The sequence below is a fragment of the Sulfitobacter sp. SH24 genome (assembly GCF_965641895.1).
Lineage (GTDB): Bacteria > Pseudomonadota > Alphaproteobacteria > Rhodobacterales > Rhodobacteraceae > Sulfitobacter > Sulfitobacter dubius.
This window is the reverse complement of the sequence record NZ_OZ282575.1, coordinates 2,112,290-2,132,102: the sequence shown is the minus strand read 5'-3', so window position 1 is coordinate 2,132,102 and position 19,813 is coordinate 2,112,290. Positions and strand designations below refer to the sequence as shown.

At 58.3% G+C, this 19,813-nt stretch carries 23 protein-coding genes; all 23 read left to right on the top strand.

All coding sequences use genetic code 11. The features are described from left to right. Position 1: 1 nt before the first annotated feature. Positions 2-1,261: a phage portal protein gene (locus ACSQ16_RS13075; RefSeq protein WP_435988542.1), complete on the top strand. Its 1,260-nt coding sequence runs from the start codon at positions 2-4 to the stop codon at positions 1,259-1,261. Between the two features lie 4 nt (positions 1,262-1,265). Next, on the top strand, positions 1,266-2,171 hold the full coding sequence (locus tag ACSQ16_RS13070) for a S49 family peptidase (RefSeq protein ID WP_435988541.1): 906 nt from the start codon (positions 1,266-1,268) through the stop codon (positions 2,169-2,171). A gap of 89 nt (positions 2,172-2,260) precedes the next feature. Continuing rightward, a complete protein-coding gene (locus tag ACSQ16_RS13065; RefSeq protein WP_435988540.1) occupies positions 2,261-3,571 on the top strand; it encodes a phage major capsid protein in 1,311 nt (436 codons plus the stop codon). Positions 3,572-3,659: 88 nt separating this feature from the next. After that, the gene (locus ACSQ16_RS13060; protein WP_435988539.1) at positions 3,660-4,031 is read left to right on the top strand and encodes a hypothetical protein; all 372 of its coding nucleotides are present in this window, start codon (positions 3,660-3,662) and stop codon (positions 4,029-4,031) included. 10 nt (positions 4,032-4,041) lie between these two features. Then, positions 4,042-4,605, top strand: a complete 564-nt coding sequence (locus ACSQ16_RS13055; protein ID WP_435988538.1) for a hypothetical protein — start codon at positions 4,042-4,044, stop codon at positions 4,603-4,605. Positions 4,606-4,616: 11 nt separating this feature from the next. Next, positions 4,617-4,946: a phage head completion protein gene (locus ACSQ16_RS13050; protein ID WP_435988537.1), complete on the top strand. Its 330-nt coding sequence runs from the start codon at positions 4,617-4,619 to the stop codon at positions 4,944-4,946. Then, a complete protein-coding gene (locus ACSQ16_RS13045) occupies positions 4,933-5,379 on the top strand; it encodes an HK97 gp10 family phage protein (RefSeq protein WP_435988536.1) in 447 nt (148 codons plus the stop codon). The genes ACSQ16_RS13050 and ACSQ16_RS13045 overlap by 14 nt, the downstream gene beginning before the upstream one ends. Before the next feature lie 3 nt (positions 5,380-5,382). Then, positions 5,383-5,766: a tail completion protein gp17 gene (gene gp17 / locus ACSQ16_RS13040; protein ID WP_435988535.1), complete on the top strand. Its 384-nt coding sequence runs from the start codon at positions 5,383-5,385 to the stop codon at positions 5,764-5,766. Positions 5,767-5,778: 12 nt separating this feature from the next. Then, a complete protein-coding gene (locus tag ACSQ16_RS13035; RefSeq protein ID WP_435988534.1) occupies positions 5,779-6,225 on the top strand; it encodes a hypothetical protein in 447 nt (148 codons plus the stop codon). Further along, entirely contained in the window at positions 6,222-6,587 is a 366-nt protein-coding gene (locus ACSQ16_RS13030; RefSeq protein ID WP_435988533.1) for a hypothetical protein, read from the top strand. The genes ACSQ16_RS13035 and ACSQ16_RS13030 overlap by 4 nt, the downstream gene beginning before the upstream one ends. A 29-nt stretch (positions 6,588-6,616) precedes the next feature. Then, positions 6,617-6,895, top strand: a complete 279-nt coding sequence (locus ACSQ16_RS13025; protein ID WP_435988532.1) for a hypothetical protein — start codon at positions 6,617-6,619, stop codon at positions 6,893-6,895. Then, entirely contained in the window at positions 6,892-11,136 is a 4,245-nt protein-coding gene (locus ACSQ16_RS13020; RefSeq protein WP_435988531.1) for a hypothetical protein, read from the top strand. The genes ACSQ16_RS13025 and ACSQ16_RS13020 overlap by 4 nt, the downstream gene beginning before the upstream one ends. Beyond that, positions 11,136-12,035, top strand: coding sequence for a hypothetical protein (locus tag ACSQ16_RS13015; protein WP_435988530.1), 900 nt, complete (start codon positions 11,136-11,138; stop codon positions 12,033-12,035). The genes ACSQ16_RS13020 and ACSQ16_RS13015 overlap by 1 nt, the downstream gene beginning before the upstream one ends. Then, the gene (locus ACSQ16_RS13010) at positions 12,032-13,192 is read left to right on the top strand and encodes a hypothetical protein (protein ID WP_435988529.1); all 1,161 of its coding nucleotides are present in this window, start codon (positions 12,032-12,034) and stop codon (positions 13,190-13,192) included. Before ACSQ16_RS13015 ends, ACSQ16_RS13010 begins: the two co-directional genes overlap by 4 nt. 3 nt (positions 13,193-13,195) lie before the next feature. Beyond that, a complete protein-coding gene (locus ACSQ16_RS13005; protein ID WP_435988528.1) occupies positions 13,196-13,384 on the top strand; it encodes a hypothetical protein in 189 nt (62 codons plus the stop codon). Between the two features lies 1 nt (position 13,385). Next, positions 13,386-16,268: a hypothetical protein gene (locus tag ACSQ16_RS13000; RefSeq protein ID WP_435988527.1), complete on the top strand. Its 2,883-nt coding sequence runs from the start codon at positions 13,386-13,388 to the stop codon at positions 16,266-16,268. Then, on the top strand, positions 16,265-16,939 hold the full coding sequence (locus tag ACSQ16_RS12995; RefSeq protein WP_435988526.1) for a hypothetical protein: 675 nt from the start codon (positions 16,265-16,267) through the stop codon (positions 16,937-16,939). Before ACSQ16_RS13000 ends, ACSQ16_RS12995 begins: the two co-directional genes overlap by 4 nt. Further along, entirely contained in the window at positions 16,936-17,493 is a 558-nt protein-coding gene (locus tag ACSQ16_RS12990) for a hypothetical protein (protein ID WP_435988525.1), read from the top strand. The genes ACSQ16_RS12995 and ACSQ16_RS12990 overlap by 4 nt, the downstream gene beginning before the upstream one ends. A 48-nt stretch (positions 17,494-17,541) precedes the next feature. Next, positions 17,542-17,811, top strand: a complete 270-nt coding sequence (locus ACSQ16_RS12985; protein ID WP_435988524.1) for a hypothetical protein — start codon at positions 17,542-17,544, stop codon at positions 17,809-17,811. After that, positions 17,808-18,242, top strand: a complete 435-nt coding sequence (locus ACSQ16_RS12980) for a hypothetical protein (protein WP_435988523.1) — start codon at positions 17,808-17,810, stop codon at positions 18,240-18,242. Before ACSQ16_RS12985 ends, ACSQ16_RS12980 begins: the two co-directional genes overlap by 4 nt. A gap of 63 nt (positions 18,243-18,305) precedes the next feature. Further along, positions 18,306-18,950 carry a YcbK family protein gene (locus ACSQ16_RS12975; RefSeq protein WP_435988522.1) on the top strand — a complete coding sequence of 215 codons (645 nt, stop codon included), beginning with the start codon at positions 18,306-18,308 and terminating at the stop codon, positions 18,948-18,950. Further along, positions 18,947-19,081, top strand: coding sequence for a hypothetical protein (locus ACSQ16_RS12970; RefSeq protein ID WP_435988521.1), 135 nt, complete (start codon positions 18,947-18,949; stop codon positions 19,079-19,081). Before ACSQ16_RS12975 ends, ACSQ16_RS12970 begins: the two co-directional genes overlap by 4 nt. A 138-nt stretch (positions 19,082-19,219) precedes the next feature. Further along, entirely contained in the window at positions 19,220-19,402 is a 183-nt protein-coding gene (locus ACSQ16_RS12965; RefSeq protein ID WP_435988520.1) for a hypothetical protein, read from the top strand. Positions 19,403-19,813: the final 411 nt, after the last annotated feature.

Here is a 19,813-nt window from a genome sequence, read left to right as displayed (position 1 = left end):
CATGTTCCAAGGATTGCTAAATCGGCGTAAGCCAGAGCGCGCGGCGCGGGTCGAACCTGTGATCGCGGCAGCCCCCGCGACATCCGGCACCCGCGACCCTAGCGGTGGCGTGTTCAATCTGGGCTTTGGTAGCGGGCAGTCGCGGGTAAGAACCTTGCCGCGTGTCAGCGGACTGATCGCGCAGCGCCATGCCACGGTCTTTGCCTGCGCCAATAATATCGCCGGAGATCACAGCAAGGTGCCGCTAAAGATGTACCAGCGGGACGGGGAGGGAGGGGAAACGCGGGTGCGTGACCATCCTGCAACCTATCTGATGAACGTCGAGGCATCGCCGGGCGTATCAGCGCGGGTGCTGCGCTTTGCTCTGGTCTATGCCTTTTGCATCCGAGGTCGAGGCCACGGCTATAGTCCGCGTGATGGGGGCGGTGAATTGGAGCTGATTGAGGCGATTAATCCTGATCATGTATCGATGTTTAAAGCGGGTCGCAGTCGGGTTTTCGGCTTTGAGGATGGTGCCGGGATCCAGCGTCGGGTGCCTGCTCGGTCAATGGTGAACCTGCGCTACATGCCAGAGGATGGTTGGACCGGGCGCAGTCCGATCGAGGTCGCGGGTGAAAGTTTTGGTCTGGCCCTAGCAGGGCAAGAGGCGGCGGCGCGAACAGCATCCGGAACCACGATGCGCGCGGTGATTAAGATGGAAGATACATATGAGGATGATGAAGCGTACAGTCGCAATGCCAAGCGTATCCGGAACGCACTAACTGACCCCGATAGTGAGGGCTTTCCAATCATTGGGGCAAATGATGATATCGATTTCCCCGATATCACAGCTGCAGATCAAGAACTGCTCGCCAGCCGAAAGTTTGACCGTGAACAGATCGCGGCGGTCTATCGGATGCCCCCCAGCAAGCTGCAGATGCTTGAATACGGGGTGAAGGCCAATGGCGAACAGCAGGCGATTGATTATCTGACCGATTGTCTGATGCATTGGTCAAGCCTGATTGAGGCCGAATATGCCATGGGGCTTTTGACCGAAGCGGAGCGGCGCAGTGGTTTGTTTTTCCGCCATGACTTTGGCGCGCTGCTACAGGCAACCACCAAAGAAAAATATGACGCGCTGACCAAAGCTGTGGGCGGGCCGATTATGACGGCCAACACTGCGCAGCGGATTGCCAACCTGCCGATCACGGCGGGGGCAGATGATAACCAATTGAACCCTGCGTCGAACATGACCCGCGACCCCAGCAACAAAGAGGATTGAGCCCATGCGCCGAACAGTTGGCCACTATCTGCAATCCAGCGCCATGGCGCTGTCACATCACGGCGGGGATGCGCTGCTGGCGTTCGATCTGCCAATCGACAAGATGCAAGCCCATGCGGGAGAGGCCATCACGGTCGAGCGCGGCGAGCGCTATGCTGTGGCGCGCGGGTTGGGCGTTGTGCCTGTGCGCGGCTTGCTGACGCCAAACATGTTCCTGTTCGAAAAGTATATGGGCTGGACCACCTATCAAGGGCTTGAAGCCAGCATGGCAGACCTAGTGTCGAATGAAGATTGCAGCGCGATCGTGCTGGATATGGACAGCCCTGGCGGCATGGTCTTGGGCATTGAGGGCGCAGCGGCGGCGATCGCGGCAGCGGCGTCGGTCAAGCCGGTCCATGTCCTGGTCAATCCTCTGTCCGCATCTGCCGCCTATTGGCTGGCATCGCAAGCCAGCGATATCACCATCACGCCGGGCGCGCTGGTCGGGTCGATCGGGGTGCGGTTGACCGCATCATCGCCCCAGGAAACTGACAATTGGGGGGATCGCTGGTTCGAAATTTCATCCAGCAACGCCCGTGCGAAGAACCCAGACCCAGCGACTGAAGCGGGCATGGCGGAACTGCGTCGGGCGCTGGATGAAACCGAAGCGCAATTCCATGCCGCTGTTTCCGCAGGGCGCGGCATCGACCCTGGCCAGCTGACCGCTCAGCTGTCGGTCACTGGCGATCCAGCCGATGGCGGCGCGGTTTTTGGCCCAGGTCAGGCGGTCGCGCGCGGCTTGGGCGATACGGTTGAAAGCCGTGATGCTTTCTATGCGCGGGTGATGGCGGACTATGCCCCAGCACCGCGCCAACAAAGCCGGGCCTATATGGCCCAAGCTGCAGCAGCCCAGGCGCGCGCAGCCCTTTAACACCACATCAAAAATGGTGTGTTCGACCTGTCCATCGCGGCGGGATTTTTGTGCTGCGCGAGTGGCACTTTTTCCATGGAGATTGGAACATGAAAGACGTGAACGACTATCGCCGCGATCGAAAAGCAGCGGCCACCACTTTGCAGGCCTGCGCGACTGCGCTGGCCGGTCTTGAAGAAGGCGGGATGGGGGCTGAGGCGCCCGAGATGATCGAAGCAATCGCCGCATTTGACGCTGCTCAAGCCGCTTTTGAAACTGCTGATGCGGCGGTCAAGCGCGCTGAAGCTGTCGAAGCAGCTAATGCCGCCACCGCACAGTCTGAAATTGCTGAGGCTGCGGCATCTGTGGCACCTGCGGTGGCTAAGAACCCCGAAGATAAGGGCATCGGTTTTGCCTTCATGGTTCATGCTCTGGCCAACAGCGGCGGCGATAAGGATCGCGCGGTTGCGCGGCTGGATAAAGACGGGCATTCGGGCATGTCGGCGGCGCTGTCGGGGGCTACTGACAGCGCGGGCGGCGTGACAATTCCACAAGCGCAGGCCGCAGAAGTGATCGAGCTTCTGAAGCCCCGAGTGACGGTGATCAACTCGGGCGCGCGCGTTATCGATATGCCTGCGGGCGAAGTGCGCCATGCGCGTCAGGCCACCAGCGCCACTGCCAGTTATGGCCCTGAGAACTTTGTTACGCCGGAAAGCGAACCGACCTTCGACAAGGTAGATCAGAACTTCAAAACACTGCGCACTCTTGTGCCGGTCGGCAACGCCTTGCTGCGCCACTCTGGCACTGCCGTAATGCAACTGGTGCGCGATGACATGCTGGATGTCATGGGGCTGCGCAAAGATCTGGCCTTCCTGCGTGGCGATGGCTCTGCCAACACGCCTAAAGGTCTGGGAGGATGGGTGCTGGCAGGGCATACCCAGACGGCGGTGGCCAACACGGCGGCACTTGTCGAAGCGGCTTTGCGGCGCATGGTGTCGAAGGTGCAGGACGCCAACGTGGGTATGATCAAGCCGGGCTGGATCATGCGCGCATCGACGCGCAACTTTCTGGCAAGTCTGCGAGAGCCTAACCACGGGTCTTACCTGTTTCCTTCGATCGATCAGAATAACACGCTGCTGGGCTATCCGATCCAGACCACATCACAGCTGCCCAACAATCTGGGCGTCGGCACTGACGAAACCGAAGTGTTCTTCGCTGATTTCAATGACTGTATGGTCGGTGACAGCATGAAGCTGATGATGGCTTCATCTACTGAAGCGGCTTACGTCGACACCAGCGGCGACACGGTGTCTGCGTTCCAGACTGACATGACCCTAATGCGCGCGATCGAGGAACATGACTTCGCCCCGCGCCATGATGAGGCCATCGCAAAGCTGACCGGCAAAGGCTGGTCACTCTAACCCGCGCCAGATCGGCGCAAGGCGAGCAAAAGGGGGGCAGTGCGCCCCCTTTTGCGTTCAATCAACACAATCTGAAAAGGATGACCCGATGTCGAAAGTCGTGATGAAGTTTTTTAAAGGCCATGGTGTCTATGTGGCGGGCGATATTGCGGGCTTTGAGCCTGAAAAAGCGGCCAAGCTGAAATCGGTCGCGCGGCCCTATGACGAAAAGGCCGAAGCCGAACAGGCGAAACAGATGGAGCGGATCGGCACAGTAGAGGCGCGTGACATGATCGCCCAGGCCGGTGCAGATTTTGCAGCCAAAGAGGCAGACTTGCAGGAGCGCGAAGCGGCTTTGGCGGCGCGCGAAGCTGCTCTGAATGCCAATGGCGGCGTAGACGAAACAACCCCGGCCAAAGGAAAAGCATCTGGCAAGGGCGAACCACCTGCCCAGGGCGGCACTGACGCGGCCAAGAAGTAAGGCCAGCGGCATGAAAAACTTGACCACGGCGGCTGCAGGGCCGGTCACCGCATCTGAGTTCAAACGATCAATCCACATGCTGGAGGTCGAAACCGATGATGATGTGCTGATTACTGATCTAATTGCGACAGCAACTGCCGTGGTCGAAACCGGCACGGCCCATCCGATGGCGGCGACGGACTATGAATTCGATTTGCCCCTTGGCACCTGGGAAACCTGGTGGTTTCCGGTGCGCCCGGTCACCACGTTGAAAAAGGTGGAATGGTTGGACGGGGAAAACGTCTGGCAGGGGGGCGATGCAGCGGGTGCTTATGTGCTGCGAAATCATGATGAACCCCGACTGGTAATCCCTGCCGATCTGGCAGCGGCGTTGCAGGATGCGCGCGCGGCACGGGTCACGGCCAATGTCGGCGGCGCGCCCCTGGTCCAGCAGCGCCAGGCGGTGATCATGCTGGTGAAAGAGTGGCGCGACGCAGGGATCGCGCTGGAAGGGGTAGAACCGCCCAAGCTGTCTTGGAGCATCCAGAGATTGATTGATCAGGTGCGCTACCGCAGGCCGCAGGTCACAGGCTGATGGCGGGGGTTATGAAGCTCGATCGCCGCATCCAGCTTCGCAGATCGCGCGAGAATGATGACGGGTTCAGCAAGGTCTATGTTTTTGAAGATCATGGGCCAGAGCTTTGGGCTGGAAAGGTCGATGTCAGCGACGGCGAAAAGATGCGCGCGGGCGAAGTCTCGGCCACAATCACGCGCCGCTTTGTGGTGCCGTCGATGGAATTGACGCGAGGGCTTACGCCCAAAGACCAGCTGGTCTTTGAAGGGGTCGAATATGCCATTTACGGCATCAAAGAAATCGGCACCCGTTGGCGACTGGAAATCACCGCAGGGGCCAGGGTCGATCGTGACAACGGTTAAGCTGTCGGGCTTTTCCGACCTGGAACGAGAGTTGGAAAAGCTGACCAAAGCGGCGGGCAAGGGGGTATTGCGCAGATCCCTGAAAAAGGCTGCGGAGCCGATGGCGGCGATGGCAAATGCCGCAGCGCCAAAAGGTGCAACGGGCGACTATGCGCAATCGTTCATCTATGCGACCAAACTCAATAAGAGGCAGTCGGGCAAATACCGAAAAATGTTCCGCAATGACCGCGCGGCGGTTGAAGGCTTTGTCGGCACCAATGATCCCGCTGGCATCCAGCAGGAATTTGGCAACGCCAACCACGGGCCACAGCCCGCACTGCGCCCTGCTTGGGACCAGGACCGCCAGGCCATGCTGGAGCGGTTAAGCCAGGCGCTGTGGTCCGAACTTGAAAAGAGCATCGCGCGGGCGAACCGCAAAGCAGCCAAGGGGTAACCGATGGAAGAACTGATCCGCGCGCTGCTGTTGGCTGATGCCGCAGTGGCGTCCTTTGTCGGCAATCGGGTGAACTATGGCACCCATCCGCAGGGCGATCCATTCCCTGGCCTGGTCTTGAATACGATTGGCGATGTCGAGGGGATGAATATCGACGGGCCTGACGGGACCAGCCAGGGCCGCGTCCAGGTTGATTGCTACGCCGACAGCTATGGCGGGTCGAAATTGCTATCGCGCGCCGTGCGCAGAGTCCTAAGCGGACACGCGGGCGGGGCGATCCTGGGTGTCTTTCATGCGTCATCGCGTGACAGCCGCGAGGGAGGCACAAACGAGGCGGAACACCCGTTCCGCGTGTCTCTCGATTTTACCGTAACCTACACAACTTAAGGAGGCTCACAGATGAGCAGCAAACAGATCATCGCCTATGGGGCGTTGGTGGAACGGTCGCTGGATGGCGGCACCACCTGGGAAAAAATCCCAGAGTGTAAGGGTGTCGCCATTCCTGTGGTCGAAACCGATTACCAGGAAGTCACCAGCCTGGACAGTGAAGGCGGGTTCCGCGAGTACATCGCCGGGCTGAAAGATGCGGGGGTTCTGTCAGTTCCTTGCGGCTATACATCCGCAGGCTATGAACAGGCGCTGGCAGATCAGGCGACCGGTCAGCCGGTCAGCTACCGCACCACTTTGAAGAAAGCGCCAGGCCAAGCCACGGGCGATGCATTCGAATTTGCTGCTTTTCCGACGCCCAAGGTCGAAGGTGGTGATCTGGGAGCGCCGGTTGGGATGTCGATCGATCTGCGCACCACCGGCAACATCACTTGGACCAAAGGGACGGCCCAAGCATGAGCAACACCAAGCGCGGGCGGATTTCTTTTGAAGCGGATGGCGACGGGCATGAACTTGCCCTGACCACCAATGCAATGTGCCGTTACCAGGACAAAGGCGGCGAAACCTTAATCGATGGCATGGCGGCGCTGCAGACAAATCCCAATGATGTGGTGCGGCTGCGCCGCATCTTCTGGGCGGCGCTGCAGGGCGACTATTCCGAGGATGAAGCGGGCGAGCTAATTGACACGCTGACCTTTGCCAAAGCCTTTGAGCTGCTGACGGAAGCGGTGGCTGCGGCATTCCCCAGCCAGGATAAAGCGTCGGGAAAGTCGAAGACGGCGAAGACGCAGGCCGCGAAACCGTCGACCCCAGCGGCCTGATTGACCAACTTCTAGACCCGTGGCTTTCCATGGGTCTAGATTACGACCTTTTCTGGCGACTAGTGCCGAAAGAAATCATCGCGATCATCGACGGGCAAAATGCGCGGATCGAGCGGGATCACAAGCTGCAGCAAGTGCAGTTCCATGATTTGGCAGTGTTGATTTCCTTTGCCTACCACGACCCGAAAAACATGCCAGAACCGCCTGGCAACACCACCACCACAAAGAAAAAAGAAGTGTCCAGCCCGGTCGATGACGAACGGGTCCGAGGCTTTTTCATGGCTATGGCAATGAGGAACGAAGCATGAGTGCAGTGATCGGCAGTTTGCGGGTCGATCTTGGCCTGGACAGCGCCAAGTTCTCCAAAGGCGCAAGTCAGGCGCAAAAATCGCTGGCCAACATGCGCAAGCAATTTGCAGCTGTCACAGGGGTGGTCGCAGCTATGGGGGCCGCGATCACCACCGCAGCCCTGGCAGGGGCCAAGCAGATCGATGAAGCGGCCAAGGCCGCGCGGCGTCTAGACAGTTCGATCGGAGGGTTCCGCGCGCTGCAGTTGGCGGCAAGTGAAGCGGGCGTGAACCTCTCCAGCTTGACCAATGACATCCAGACCATGAACCGCGAACTGTCGAGTATCGGCACCAGTGGCAATGCAGCGCGCGCGCTGGATGCCTTGGGCCTGTCTCTGGCGGACTTGAGCGGCTTGGATGCTGACGAAAAACTGGCGGCCATTGCCGATCGCGTCAAAGCCTTGGGGCTCAGTTCTGGCGAAACAACCGCGATCTTGCGCGACCTGGGCGTCCGTAACCGGGAAATGTCTTTGCTGATGCTGCAGGGCGGTGACGCGATCCGCGCAGCGCGCGAGGATATTAGTGCTTACGGTCTGGCGATTTCTTCGGTTGATGCCAGCCGGATCGAGCAAGCAAACGACCGCATCGGACGTCTGGGGCTGATCACACAGTACGCTGGCCAGCAGTTGGCGCTGGAGTTGGTGCCAGCTTTGGGGGCCATGGCCCAAGCGATGACCGAAAGCCTAAAGGCGGGCGGCGCGCTGCGCGCCATGATCGACGGCTTTGTCGGAAATCTGAATGAACTGGCTGGCATTGCGATCGTGGCGACCACCGCCTTTGGCACCCGCTATGTCGGGGCGATGGTCGCGGCACGGTTGGCGACGCTGAAATTTGTAGGCGCGCTGAACCTGATGAAGAAAGCGCTGATCCGCACCGGGATCGGTGCGCTGATTGTCGGGGCGGGGGTCTTGGTTGGAAAGTTTCTCGATCTGATGGGCGCAGCGGGAGGTTTCGGTAAGGCGCTGACACTTCTGGGCGAGGTGGCCGGCAAGGTTTGGCAGGGCATTGTGGCATCGGCGGCAGCGATCCCGCCAGCGCTGAACGGTGTTTGGCAGTTGATGAAATCGGGCTTTTTGTTGGCCCTCTCTGATATGGCAACCGGATTTTTCGATTTCATCTGGAATATCGCGGATGGGCTTTCGGGCGTGCCAGCGTTTGAGGGAATGAGCGCAAGTCTGATGAGATTGGCTGAGGGGGCCGATGCCGCTTCTGGATCGCTGGCGCGCGCTGGTTATGAGGCGAAGGCTGCAGCCGATGGGGCTTTTAGCACTGCTGCTGGCACTATTCGCGATGCTTTTTCCCCGGCATGGGATGCACTGGATAAGCTAACCGATGTCACTGTAGAAACCACGGAAACCACTGAAGACCTAAACGACACCCTGGATGACACCGAAACATCAGGCGGTAAGGCCGCAAAGGGCGCAGGCAGGGCGGCAGAGGCGATCGAGCGCGCTAAGTCCGAGGCCGAAGGCTATGCCAACGCCCTAAAGGATGCGGCCTTCACAGCCGAAGAACTTGGCACCGAAAAGGCAAACACGCTGATCAGCGGGATCGATGGGGTGTCGGACGCCTGGGGTGATTGGGTCGCGCGTGGCTTTAAGGATTTTAAAGGTTTCACGAAGTCGATCCTGTCGAACTTTACCGGGATGATCAGCCAAATGGTCAGCCTGGCGGCAAAGCAGCGGATTATGTTTGACATGGGGATCACTGCAGGCGGGGGAGTTGCTGGCGCGGCGGGGCAGGCAGCACCGAGCGGCGGGGGCATGTTAGGCAATCTGATGGGCCTTGGCGGCGGTGCGGGTGGTGGTTTGCTGGGGGGCTTCGGCAATGCTGGTTCCATCCTTGGCATGGGAGGGTTTGGCGGCGGCACGGGCCTTCTGGGCGGTCTAGGAAATGCAATTTCAGGCGGCATCGGCAATATATTCAGCATCGGCGCGAACGCTGCTGCGGCTGGTGGTGGGCTTTTGGCGACCGTTGGTGCGGCTGTTCCAGTGCTTGGCCTGGCTGCAGCGGCGTTTAGTTTCTTTACCAAGAAGACCAAGGAACTGGACAGCGGCTTGCGGGTCACTGTCACCGGCATGGACAGTCTGCTGGAATCGTTCCGCTACGTTGAAGAAAGCCGGTTCTGGGGTCTGAGCAAGAAAAAGAAAACTTACTATACCGAGCTTGCGGCGGAAGATGCTGACCCGCTCGAAAAGGTCATCCATGATCTGCAAACAGGTATTCTGCAGACTGCCGAAGCCCTGAATGTCGGCACGGATGCCTTTGATGATTTCGCCTATCAGATGAAGATCAGCACCAAGGGGCTGTCGGAAGATGAGGCGCAAGCGGCCATCATCGAGGCGCTGCAAGGGCTGTCAGACGAATTCGCGGGCATGGTGCCGGGATTGGCGGACCTGCAGCTGGAAGGCGAGGGCGCGGCCACCACCCTGCAGCGGATTGTCACCGAACTGCAGACCGTTAATGATGCGCTATATCTGTTTGATCGCGCGGCATTAGAGGCCAGTGTCGCGGGTGCGGCCATGGCCAGCAACCTGGTTGCATTGTCGGGCGGCTTGGAGGCCTTCGCCACCAAGACCCAATATGTCTTCGAAAACATGCTGACCGGCGCGGCGCAGGATGCGCGGCTGACCGAAATGGCGCTGGATCAGCTGACCGACACTTTTGGCGATTTGCAGTTCGCCATCCCGTCCACCCATGCCCAGTTCATGGCGCTACTGGATGCCCAAGACCTGACAACCCAAGCTGGCCGCGAAACACATGCGGCGCTGTTGGATGTCGCAGGGGCTTTTGTCCAGGTCAATGGCACCGCCCAGGGCGCGGCGGATGCGGTCCAAAATGCGTCAGCGGAATTGGCGCGCCAAGCCGAAGCGGTCTTGAATGAGCGTCTGGGGCTAGAAACCGAACTGCTGCGGCTAACAGGGGAAACCGCAGAGCTGCGGCGGCGCGAACTGGAAGCGCTCGACCCGACCAACCGCGCGCTGCAGCAAATGATCTGGAATGTCACCGACCTGACCGACGAACTGCATGCCTTTGATGCCGCAACGGCTGCGCAGATCGTGGCGCTTCAAGATCGCTACAGCAATGCGGCGCTGGAAGCCCAGTTGGCCGCGATCGATGGTCAGATCGCAACTGCGCAGAAAGCGATCGAGGATTTCAATTCCGCGCGGCTTGACCAGATCAATGTCGACATTGATCGGCGCCTGGATCAGACGTTGAGCCGGTTGGAGCGGGCTAAATCTGCGGTTAGCGATGTTCTGGACGGGCTGCGCGACAATCTTGACGGCATCCGCGATGCCATTGCATCGCGTGGCCCTGTGGGCGCGGATCAGGAGGTCGCCAGCTATCGCAACGCACAAGCAGCGCTGCAGTCATTTGCAGACGGCAAGGCCTATACGCCAGACGAACTGCAGGCGGCGCTGGAAGGTGTTTCTGTCGACACGGGCGGGTTCTTTGCAACCTTGCAGGAAATGGTTCTGGATCGCGCCAAAACGACCAGCGTTCTGGCAGAGCTAGAGGGCCAGGCCATGGGCCAGGTGTCAGTCGCCGAAGCGCAGCTGGCAGCAGCTGATCGGCGGATTACCCAGGCGCAACTGGCGGCAGAGGAAGATCGGGAGTTTCACGCCAGCCAACTGGCGGCAATGGATGACGCAGAAGACGTTTATGCCAGCATGGATGATGCCTTGGCGGGCCTTCGCGAATTTGCAGCCCGACGCGAAGACATTTTGGCGCTGATGTCGGCAAACGAAGCCAGCCTGGATCGTGAGCTTTACCAGTTCGAAAAGCTGCGCGCTGAAATGCGGACCAATATCGCCGCGACCGTTGATGTGAAAGACGCGATCGCTGGACTGTCATCCGCCCTGGGCGCGACGCCGGGGTTTGCATTGGGAGGTAATCACGGCGGCGGGCTGCGGATCGTGGGCGAGAATGGGCCGGAGCTAGAGGCGACCGGGCCATCGCGCATCTATTCCGCCAGCCAATTGCGCCGGATGATGCAGCCCAAGCCAGCCTATGTTCCGACATCAGGTCTACAACCTGCAGGGCAGGGAGGGCTGCAGGCTGTGCGCGACGAAATCGCCCAGCTGACCAGAGAGGTGAAGTCAGGCAACGCCGCGGCGTTGGAAAAGGCGAAAGCGATTTTGCACATTCAGGAACGGTTCCGCGACAACGGTGTCGAGACTTATCAGGTGGGGGCTGTCTGATGTGGGTTTTGCCGCCATTGTCGATCGATCCCGCCAAGGTCATCGCGACAAATATCGCCGACAGCCCGCTGCCGGTTTGGGCTTCGGGCAGCTATGGCCTAGGGGCCGAAGTACAGTTCGAAAAATGGGTCTATCAAAGCCTGATCCCATCCAATGACAAAGCGCTGACCGATGCCACCGCCTGGCTAAAGACTGCGCCGGTCAATGACTATCGCCCCTTTGATCACAGCAACGCGCTGCAGGCCGAACGGGTAGACAGCATCACTTTTACGATACAGCCAGGATCGCGGGTTGATACCGTGGGGTTTATCGCCCTGGACGCAACAGAAGTGACCGTGACGATCAATGTGCCGGGCGAAGTAACACCGGCCTATCATATGACTAAAAAGACTCTGCGATCGGAAAATAGAGGGTCTTGGTCAAAATGGTTGTTTGGGCCGCGCGTCTATCAGCGCGAAATCGTCTTTGCCAATCTGCCACGGTATAAGGATGCCGCAAACGCGACCATCGACATCACGATTAATAAGCCAAACGACACCGCGAAGGTCGGCGAAATCCTGGTCGGGCGGGTCTGGCAGATCGGCACTACTAGCTATGGCACGGAAGCGCGGATCAACAATTATTCGATCGATGAAGTTGATGAACATGGCACGTCTAGGACGTTGCGGCGGCGCGCCGGTCGAACCGTCAACTTTGTCTTTACCCATCTGACCGGGCGGATCGGATACACGCTCGACCAGTTCGAACAGTTAACCGCCACCAAGATGCTGTTTATGGCCGGGGCCGATCTCGATCGCTTTGGCACCACCATCTTCGGCACATTTCAAAACCTAGAACCGCCAATTGAGGGGCCAAAAGTCTCCAAAGGCGAGTTGGAAGTAAGGAGCGTTATTTCGTGACCAGACCAATTATTGACGCGCTGTCAGAAGACGTTCCCCAGAACGGCCAACCGGACGCAGAGTTTGACCAAAACGCCGATCGCTGGGTCGATGAACAGCTGGCATTTCAGGAAGAACTAAACATCTGGGGAGCCTGGGCGGAGGGCGTGGGCCAGGCGGTGGAACAGGATGCTTATGATGCGGGTCAAGCGGCATCGAGCGCGGCGGAGGATGCAGGCTTCGCCCTGCAGGCGAAAGATGATGCCGAAGATGCGCGCGATATTGTTGTCCCGCTTTCAGAGCAGTTCGGCGCGACTTACCTTGGGGCATATAACGGCGCGCCATTGGTTGATAAGAACGGCGATCCGCTGGCGGATGGGATGCTGTACACCGAATTGGGTGTCAGCCCCGGCCTGAAATTGCGAAGCGGTGGGGTGTGGGGCGCAGCTGCGGTCAATGCCAATGGTGCATTTCTTGTCGCCAATAACCTTTCGGAAGGCCATGCGCCGACAATGCGCGCGAACCTAGGCCTGACCTACGCCAGCGAGACAGAGGCACAGGAAGGCACGGGGGCTGACAAATCCATGACCCCCTTGCGGGTCGCGCAGGCAATCGCTGCTCTTGGCCAGATCAGAGTGACCGAGACAGTCATTGATGCTTCTACCACTTTTGAAAAAGAGGATTGGGCAAAGATCATTGTTGTGGAGGCTTGGGGCGGTGGTGAAGGCGGCGCGCAAGCTAACAACGCGCGAGGAGGCAAGGGCGGCGGCTATATTTTGAAAGTGTTAATGGCTGATGACTTGTCTGACCCTGAAACGGTTACGATTGGTGACGGTGGCGCAGCAAGTCCCACGGGTATTAGGAACGCCGGGGGCAACACTACATTGGGGTCACATGTTGTCGCGCGAGGCGGTGGCTGGAACGGTATCGGGACTGTGGCGGAAACGGGAATTGAGGTTCAGGAGGTTAGGAGCCCTGACCACGGCGGCGCAGATGGTGGTGGGCCTCAATCAACAACAGCTGGGGTGTCTCTATACGGCGGCAATGGTGGTGCTGGTGAGAATACAGGCGCGGCAGGTTCGGGCTTAGTTCCCGGCGGCGGCGGCGGCTCTACCAGCACCAGCGGCACGTCCGGTTCTGGCGGCAAGGGCAAAATGATCATCTGGCAGATCGGATAAGCCATGAAACATTCAGATTTCATGGCCTGGATGGTCCGCCTGGGCCGGATCACCGAAGCAAAAGCAAACAGCCAAATTAACCAGGTTAAAGCCAGCGTCACAGTGACGCCGGATCATCCCGCTGTCGTCGCGGCGATCGCGGAACATGACCTGTCGCTTGCAGAAATCAGCCTGATTTTTAAAGGAAACTAAAATGGCAATCCAAACACAAGTAGTCGCCGGGCGGTTGTCGCAGGCGGACGGTCAGCCGATCGGATCGGGCTATGTTCGGTTCATTCTGAGCGCGTTCGATGCCACAGAAAATGGCGTGATCGCTGCGGCGGAAAAGATCGACGCGCAGATCGAGAGCGATGGCAGTATCGCGCCAGAACTTTGGCCAAATACTGCAGGCCTTAAGGGTACGCGCTACACGGTTCTGTTGCTGGATGAAAAGAAAAACCGCCTGGAGCACTATGGCCAGATCAGCGTCGGCACCGATGGGCCATATTCCTTGGCTGATTTACTGCAGGCCAATTTGCCGCCAGCGACGACATCCTATTGGATGAGCCTCACCGAAGCTGAGTTTGCCGCCAAGATCGCGCAGATGGATGCTCGGGTGTCGACCGCCGAAACAGCCCGCGACATTGCGACCGGAGCGCGTGACACGACCATCGCCGCCCGTGACGCCACTGAGGGCTACAAGAACGCCGCCTATGCCAACGCGCAGGACGTAGCATCTGCAATCGTCTATCAGAACCTTGCGGGCGTCATGGCGTCCTACAACCTGAACATTGTTGATGCTTTCGTATATGACACGACCCGCGATTTCATGGGCGGTCTGTGGCGCTATCAGTGTCAGGGTAAAAGCTGGTTTGACGAAGAAGGTGCGGCAACTGGGCGATGGTTAGGGGCGCAGTCCTCTTACGCTGCTGCTGTGGCGGCAGGGGGCGAAGTCGGTGACTATTATCTGGCTGGAAACGGCAATTTCTATAAACTTATCTCCGGTTCAGATATTGAGCAGGTTTATCGTGGTTCCCGCAAAGACCACCCCGCCAACGCGATTATCACTGCCGAAGCTGGCCGCGCGGTTATCTGGGATGGTGACGACCCAAGCCTGCCTATGTGGGACGTTTTAGCGGATACCGGAACCGGCGTGAATACGGGTCTATTCCGTGGAGGGATCAACGGCAATACAGGGGTTGCTGCATTGAACGGTATTTACGCCATTTCTAAGGACGGCGATTACAGTTCCGATGGGGCATTGTCGGTTGTTGATTTCGTAAAAGACCGTGGCGTCAAACACTCAGGCACGTCAAACTTTTGCGGCTTTATTAACGGTATTGCTTACGCGCGAAACACCCCACTAACCCTAAACACTGGTATCGTCCCTCCCGTGGCTTCTAAAAAGGGCTACGATGTTGCCATCACAACGCTTCCCGGCGCACCGATTGACCCCGAAACGGGTATGCCACGACCGACGATTGCCGTGGCGACTGACGGTGGCGTTTCGGTTATTCGGGATGATGGTACTGTGGTGGATAGCGGCTTCGCCCTTGCCTCCAACAGTGTCGCATTCCTTGGCGACAGTTTGGTATATGGTGCTTCTGTCTATGACCGGGTGTATGTCACAGACAACATTCGCGACGCGGAAAACTCGTTCCCTGCACATCGAACATACAAGGCGGACTCGGTCCCGGCGATCCATGCCCCTGATGGTAACAAGGTGGGCGTCTGTGGATCAGACGTTGTGTCTTACAGTTTGTCAGGACTAGTCCGCATTGCTGAAAACCTACAAACCCCCGCAAACGGTATGGTCGCCTACACCGCCCACGACTACGCAACAGGCTGGATGCTGGACCCGAAAGGCTGCTGGCTGGCGTCGACCGATGCGAGCGACTTGGTTGGTGGCAGTCCTATCAATGAATCCTTCTCCACCTATACCAACAAGGCCGACGCCGTGGCCGCAAATTGGGAAACGTTTGGTGTGTCGAGCGCCACAAATACCTCATGGGATATAGTCTCAGGCACACTTCAGGTTTCACGCGGTTCAGGTAGCGTGGAAGGAAGGCCACGGCGTGTGTTTACCGGGCTTACGATAGGCAAGCGTTATAGAATTACAATTGACATGGAGCCGGGGACATGGGTGATTGAGAACAGCAATGCAGGCTTAGGTCAGACTGCCAATGTGTCATCAGCAGTAAAATCTTTCGAGTTTGTCGCAAACGCGACTTCTTTCGCATGCTCGGGTTGGCCACAAAATCCTAACAGCACTGTGACGATCAACGGAATATATTTGGATGCCGTTGACCCCGACCGCAGCGTGAACGGCAAGGGCTTGGTAGTTCAAAACACCATAACGCGCACACCCGTTGCAACCGGTTCCGAACTTATGGGGTATGGCAACTTCCACATTGGGAAGATGCAGCGGGAAGTGACGCCGCCGGGGCTTGGGGATTTTTGCCTTATGGGTTGGGGAATCAATACGAACACCCTTGATTGCCCGCTGGCGCTAGAAGACCCCAATCTGGTTGGTAGCGGGTTGGTGATTGCTTCGCACTACAACACGTCACCATTCGCGGTATTCACGGGACGCGGGGGCAGCAATAACCAAAAGAACTTCGGCACTAAACCAACGCCTCTGGGGTCATGGTTCTTTTTCTATGTAGGTCGCAAGGATGGTGCTTGGTATGGGGGCGTGAATGGGGAGACCCACACAAGTACGGGCCTTATCTCTACCGAAGACCTATCGGCGGCAACACTGGTGAACGTGGGTCGCCAAGGAACTATCACAGGCGGGGCTTGGGGCGGTCGCTTAGCTTTGCTCAGATACGGTCACACTTGCCCAACCCCTGAGCAAATCGCCAAGATTTACCGCGACGAAAAACCACTATTCCAGCCGGGGGCCGCTTGCACCCTGTGGGGCGACAGTGACGCGGTGGCAGACTTGGACGGCTGCGACATTGACGGGCTTAAACGGGTTGTCACAAGCGGCGCTGGTGGCGGTCTAAGCCGCTTCGACGGGCTGCTGCGGGTTAGCCATGACCCTGAACCATCAACGCTAATCGCCTGCGGCGCGGGCTACGAGGTGACACAATGACTTTTAGAGCAGTAAAAAATGCCCTGCACCTGCGCGAGATTGCCGCGCGGGTCATGGGGCTGGAACGCCGCGTGAAAGAGCCGTTGGTTCGGTTTGATTTCACCAACTTGATTGAGAACGGCGGGTTTGATGCTGACGCGGTTTGGGTGAAAGAAGCTGGCTGGACGATCAGTGGAGGGCAGGCACACCACGCCACTGGCTCCCTGCATAACATTCAACAACCTGTCAAAATTCCTGGCAATATTTGGTTGAAAGCGTCTGTGGGAATAACGGCCATTTCGGGTACAGGGTGGAACCCTAGTTTCTACGTGAATGGGGTAAACCGCGCACCGGGGTTCAACAATAACGGCAGCACCACGGGGACATTAAGCGAAAATTTCTCTAGCGGTAATAGTGGAGTGTCCAATTTCGGTTTCAGGCAGGGAAACGGGGGTACTGCATCCATCGATAACTTCTCGGTCTGGGAAGCCGACCCCGCCGATGATGCTCCGTGGCTGCGCCTGAAGTACGGTTACAGCGTGGGTAAGACGGGCATGATCGTGCGCGATGGCCTGATCCTGCACCCGTCTGAATACACCGAAATTACCCGTGACGGACAGACGTTCATCAAGCCGTTGGTTGCGCCGGGGCATGATACAGAATTCAGCATTTGGGCAGGGGTAGACGCATGACCATTGTTCCTATCAAGTATGGCGATGCACCAATACCAGAGCGGGTGATTTGGCGAAGCCGTGAAGCGGTAATGAAGGCGCGAGGGTGGCCGCAAGAGGACCGTGACGATGTGACGATGCTTCTCATGTCTGACCCCGCCGCGCCAAAGGCTCAGAACGCCATTGCCGCGCTGACCACGTTTCGCGCTGATCTGATTGAAACACTTAAAACCAACGAGTTTAACCACCAGCTTGCGGCCTATCGCGTGGCGCTGGCTCGGCTTGCGCGGTATCGCTTGGCCGTGGGGCAGGCGGCGGTTTATGAGGATCAGCCAACCGGGGAATATGACGCGGAAACAGGCGAGCCGATCACCGAAAGCGTGCTGGTGCAGCCCGAGATCGAGCCGCTACCTACCGAGATTGAGGTGCCGGTAGTGGATGAAGAAACCGGCGAGCAAACCGGCACCGAAATGATCCCGAACCCAGAGATCGAGCGCGATGATGCCGAGCGAGCGGCGGCCCGGGCGGTAGTCGATCAGACACCGCAGCCGGTGAAGGCATTTCCGGTCGCGTGACCCTGGCTTGCCCGCGTTTCCAACATTCTCAACATAGGTAGGTGATGAGTGGCTGGTGACGCACAACAATCCACCTTGTCTGGATACAAAATCGAGCAGCTTGAAAAGTCTGTCGCAGAGCTTCGGGAGGCCAATACCGTGATGGCTGCCGAGTGGCGGGCGGACAACCGTTCTCTGCACGAAGAAATCGCCCAAATGAAAGAGGCGGAGGCTGCCAAAGAGCGCCAACTTCTGATCGTTGGAATAACCACGCTCGGCGGTATTGTTGTGACCTTGTTCGGCGTTCTTTGGACCTACCGATCGGTGATCTTCAAATGATGCGCGTGTTCGGAGCTTTGGCCGCGGTTTGCGTGGTGCTTTCCATCTTCGTGGCCTTCACCGCCTTTAGGTATGAGCGGGTTGATCGAACGCAACCTATCAGCGGTTTCGGTAAGGTAGAGACATTAAAGAGCCCCATACGCGCGGGTGACGCGCTGCCGGTTCGCATCTGGCGGGAAAAGGCGCGCGGTGATTGCCCGGTGGTTTCAGAGCGCACCGCAATCAGTCAGGATGGCGTTGTTTATGATCTGCCAGATGCGGAATGGGCAGGCGGATCGGCGGATGATCCATATCTCGATTATCGATATCCCACGCTCCCTTTTATGCCTTCCGGTGAATATCAGTTGCGGGTCGATCTGACTTACACATGCCCTGGCGGCCTGCTGTTCAAGTATACACAGCCGCCCGCGTTTTTTAGGATCGCCAACTAGCTATCAAACTCGATCGATCAACCTATGCCCCGCTTGCGGGGTTTTTTGCTTTGGAGAAACACCATGTCGAAGATTTACAAACACTGGCGCGATTATCCGATGGCCGAATGGCGCTGGCCTTCTTTCTCGCCCCAGGAAATGGCCTGCCGTGGCACCGGGCGCTTGATGATCGTGCCAGAGGCGATGGACAAGCTGCAAGCCCTGCGAAACAAGCTGGGCGCGCCTATGATTGTGAACAGCGCCTATCGCAGCCCAGAGCATAACCGGAATGTTGGCGGGGCAAAGGGCAGCAAGCATATGGAGGCGATCGCCTTTGATGTGCGGATGGATAACCACGATCCCGACACTTATATCAGCGCGGCCCTTGCGGCCGGGTTTAAGGGGATCGGCACCTATCCCAAACAGAATTTTGTGCATGTCGATGCGCGGGCCACGCGGGCGAATTGGGGCAAGCCGTTTCCCAAGCGTCATGCAACGCCGAGCTTTGCAGCCGAGACACCGCGCGAGGCTGAAACCGTGGCGGGTGATGGCCAGGCGAAAGGTATCCTTGCGGGGTTGGGCGGTACTGCGGCTGTTTCTGGCGGTGTATTTAGCAGCCTGGGCAATCTCGATCCGGTCGCGCAATACATTGCCATGGGTGGGCTTGGGCTAACGGCTGCGGCCCTGGTTTATCTTTTCCGCAAGCGCCTGGCACGGCTGGCGGAATGATCGGCCAGATCGCGGCGATCCGTGACCACGCCCAGGCCGATCCGATCCTCTACATCGGAATGGGCCTGTTTCTTTCTGGTAGTGTAGGGGCTGCGCTGGTGGGCGCGGCCCTCTGGGGGTGGCTGTGGTGAGGTACATCGCCGCGTTGGTGATCCTTTGCGCCATTGCCTTCGCGATCTACCGCCAGGGCGGTGCAGATCAGGCACGCGATGACCGGGAAACCAAATTGCAGCGGTCAAAGGATATATCGGATGCGATCAAGGATGTTGATGCTGCCCCTGATTGGCGTGACCAGTTGCGCAATCGGGACAAATGACGCGGCGTTTTGCGGGCCGGATTTCACGGGCGCGATCGAGCGGCTGGCGGACGCTCTGCCCGATCCCCAGACACCTGATGCCGTAGGCAGGGCGGGTGCTGCGGTGGTGCTTGGCCATGATGCGGGTTGCACGTGAGGGCATCCTGCCACACAAATGAAACATTAGTATGCGAATAGCGCTTTGACGGAGTGCCAGCAGATCGAGGTGTTTGATGACTGAGAAAGCGAGAGAAGTTCTCTGGATTGCAATCTTCGCGGCGGTTTCGAACGGTGCGTTGCGGTTGTTCCTCTACTAACGCAGAAGATCGTCCAATATAATTGCCACAGACGAAAGCTAGATGGTGTTTCCCTTCCGCCTAGGGAGGTATTCGCAAGTGCTTAAACGACCGTCACACCCGTATGCGTGTTGCCATTATGACATACAATTAACCTCGTGATATAAGCGAGCAAGTCAGGTCAATTGAAATCACCTGTACAAGCCCCAAGCCGCGACTTAAGGAGCACGCGCTTCTGTCCCGAAGCCGCCCGTCTTCTGCGCCCCCACGCA

Excerpts from the sequence above, each read along its gene's own strand:
- ACSQ16_RS13075 (WP_435988542.1), top strand. The coding sequence starts at position 2 with ATGTTCCAAGGATTGCTAAATCGGCGTAAGCCAGAGCGCGCGGCGCGG.
- ACSQ16_RS13070 (WP_435988541.1), top strand. The coding sequence starts at position 1,266 with ATGCGCCGAACAGTTGGCCACTATCTGCAATCCAGCGCCATGGCGCTG.
- ACSQ16_RS13065 (WP_435988540.1), top strand. The coding sequence starts at position 2,261 with ATGAAAGACGTGAACGACTATCGCCGCGATCGAAAAGCAGCGGCCACC.
- ACSQ16_RS13060 (WP_435988539.1), top strand. The coding sequence starts at position 3,660 with ATGTCGAAAGTCGTGATGAAGTTTTTTAAAGGCCATGGTGTCTATGTG.
- ACSQ16_RS13055 (WP_435988538.1), top strand. The coding sequence starts at position 4,042 with ATGAAAAACTTGACCACGGCGGCTGCAGGGCCGGTCACCGCATCTGAG.
- ACSQ16_RS13050 (WP_435988537.1), top strand. The coding sequence starts at position 4,617 with ATGAAGCTCGATCGCCGCATCCAGCTTCGCAGATCGCGCGAGAATGAT.
- gp17 (WP_435988535.1), top strand. The coding sequence starts at position 5,383 with ATGGAAGAACTGATCCGCGCGCTGCTGTTGGCTGATGCCGCAGTGGCG.
- ACSQ16_RS13035 (WP_435988534.1), top strand. The coding sequence starts at position 5,779 with ATGAGCAGCAAACAGATCATCGCCTATGGGGCGTTGGTGGAACGGTCG.
- ACSQ16_RS13030 (WP_435988533.1), top strand. The coding sequence starts at position 6,222 with ATGAGCAACACCAAGCGCGGGCGGATTTCTTTTGAAGCGGATGGCGAC.
- ACSQ16_RS13025 (WP_435988532.1), top strand. The coding sequence starts at position 6,617 with ATGGGTCTAGATTACGACCTTTTCTGGCGACTAGTGCCGAAAGAAATC.
- ACSQ16_RS13020 (WP_435988531.1), top strand. The coding sequence starts at position 6,892 with ATGAGTGCAGTGATCGGCAGTTTGCGGGTCGATCTTGGCCTGGACAGC.
- ACSQ16_RS13015 (WP_435988530.1), top strand. The coding sequence starts at position 11,136 with ATGTGGGTTTTGCCGCCATTGTCGATCGATCCCGCCAAGGTCATCGCG.
- ACSQ16_RS13005 (WP_435988528.1), top strand. The coding sequence starts at position 13,196 with ATGAAACATTCAGATTTCATGGCCTGGATGGTCCGCCTGGGCCGGATC.
- ACSQ16_RS13000 (WP_435988527.1), top strand. The coding sequence starts at position 13,386 with ATGGCAATCCAAACACAAGTAGTCGCCGGGCGGTTGTCGCAGGCGGAC.
- ACSQ16_RS12995 (WP_435988526.1), top strand. The coding sequence starts at position 16,265 with ATGACTTTTAGAGCAGTAAAAAATGCCCTGCACCTGCGCGAGATTGCC.
- ACSQ16_RS12990 (WP_435988525.1), top strand. The coding sequence starts at position 16,936 with ATGACCATTGTTCCTATCAAGTATGGCGATGCACCAATACCAGAGCGG.
- ACSQ16_RS12980 (WP_435988523.1), top strand. The coding sequence starts at position 17,808 with ATGATGCGCGTGTTCGGAGCTTTGGCCGCGGTTTGCGTGGTGCTTTCC.
- ACSQ16_RS12975 (WP_435988522.1), top strand. The coding sequence starts at position 18,306 with ATGTCGAAGATTTACAAACACTGGCGCGATTATCCGATGGCCGAATGG.
- ACSQ16_RS12970 (WP_435988521.1), top strand. The coding sequence starts at position 18,947 with ATGATCGGCCAGATCGCGGCGATCCGTGACCACGCCCAGGCCGATCCG.
- ACSQ16_RS12965 (WP_435988520.1), top strand. The coding sequence starts at position 19,220 with ATGCTGCCCCTGATTGGCGTGACCAGTTGCGCAATCGGGACAAATGAC.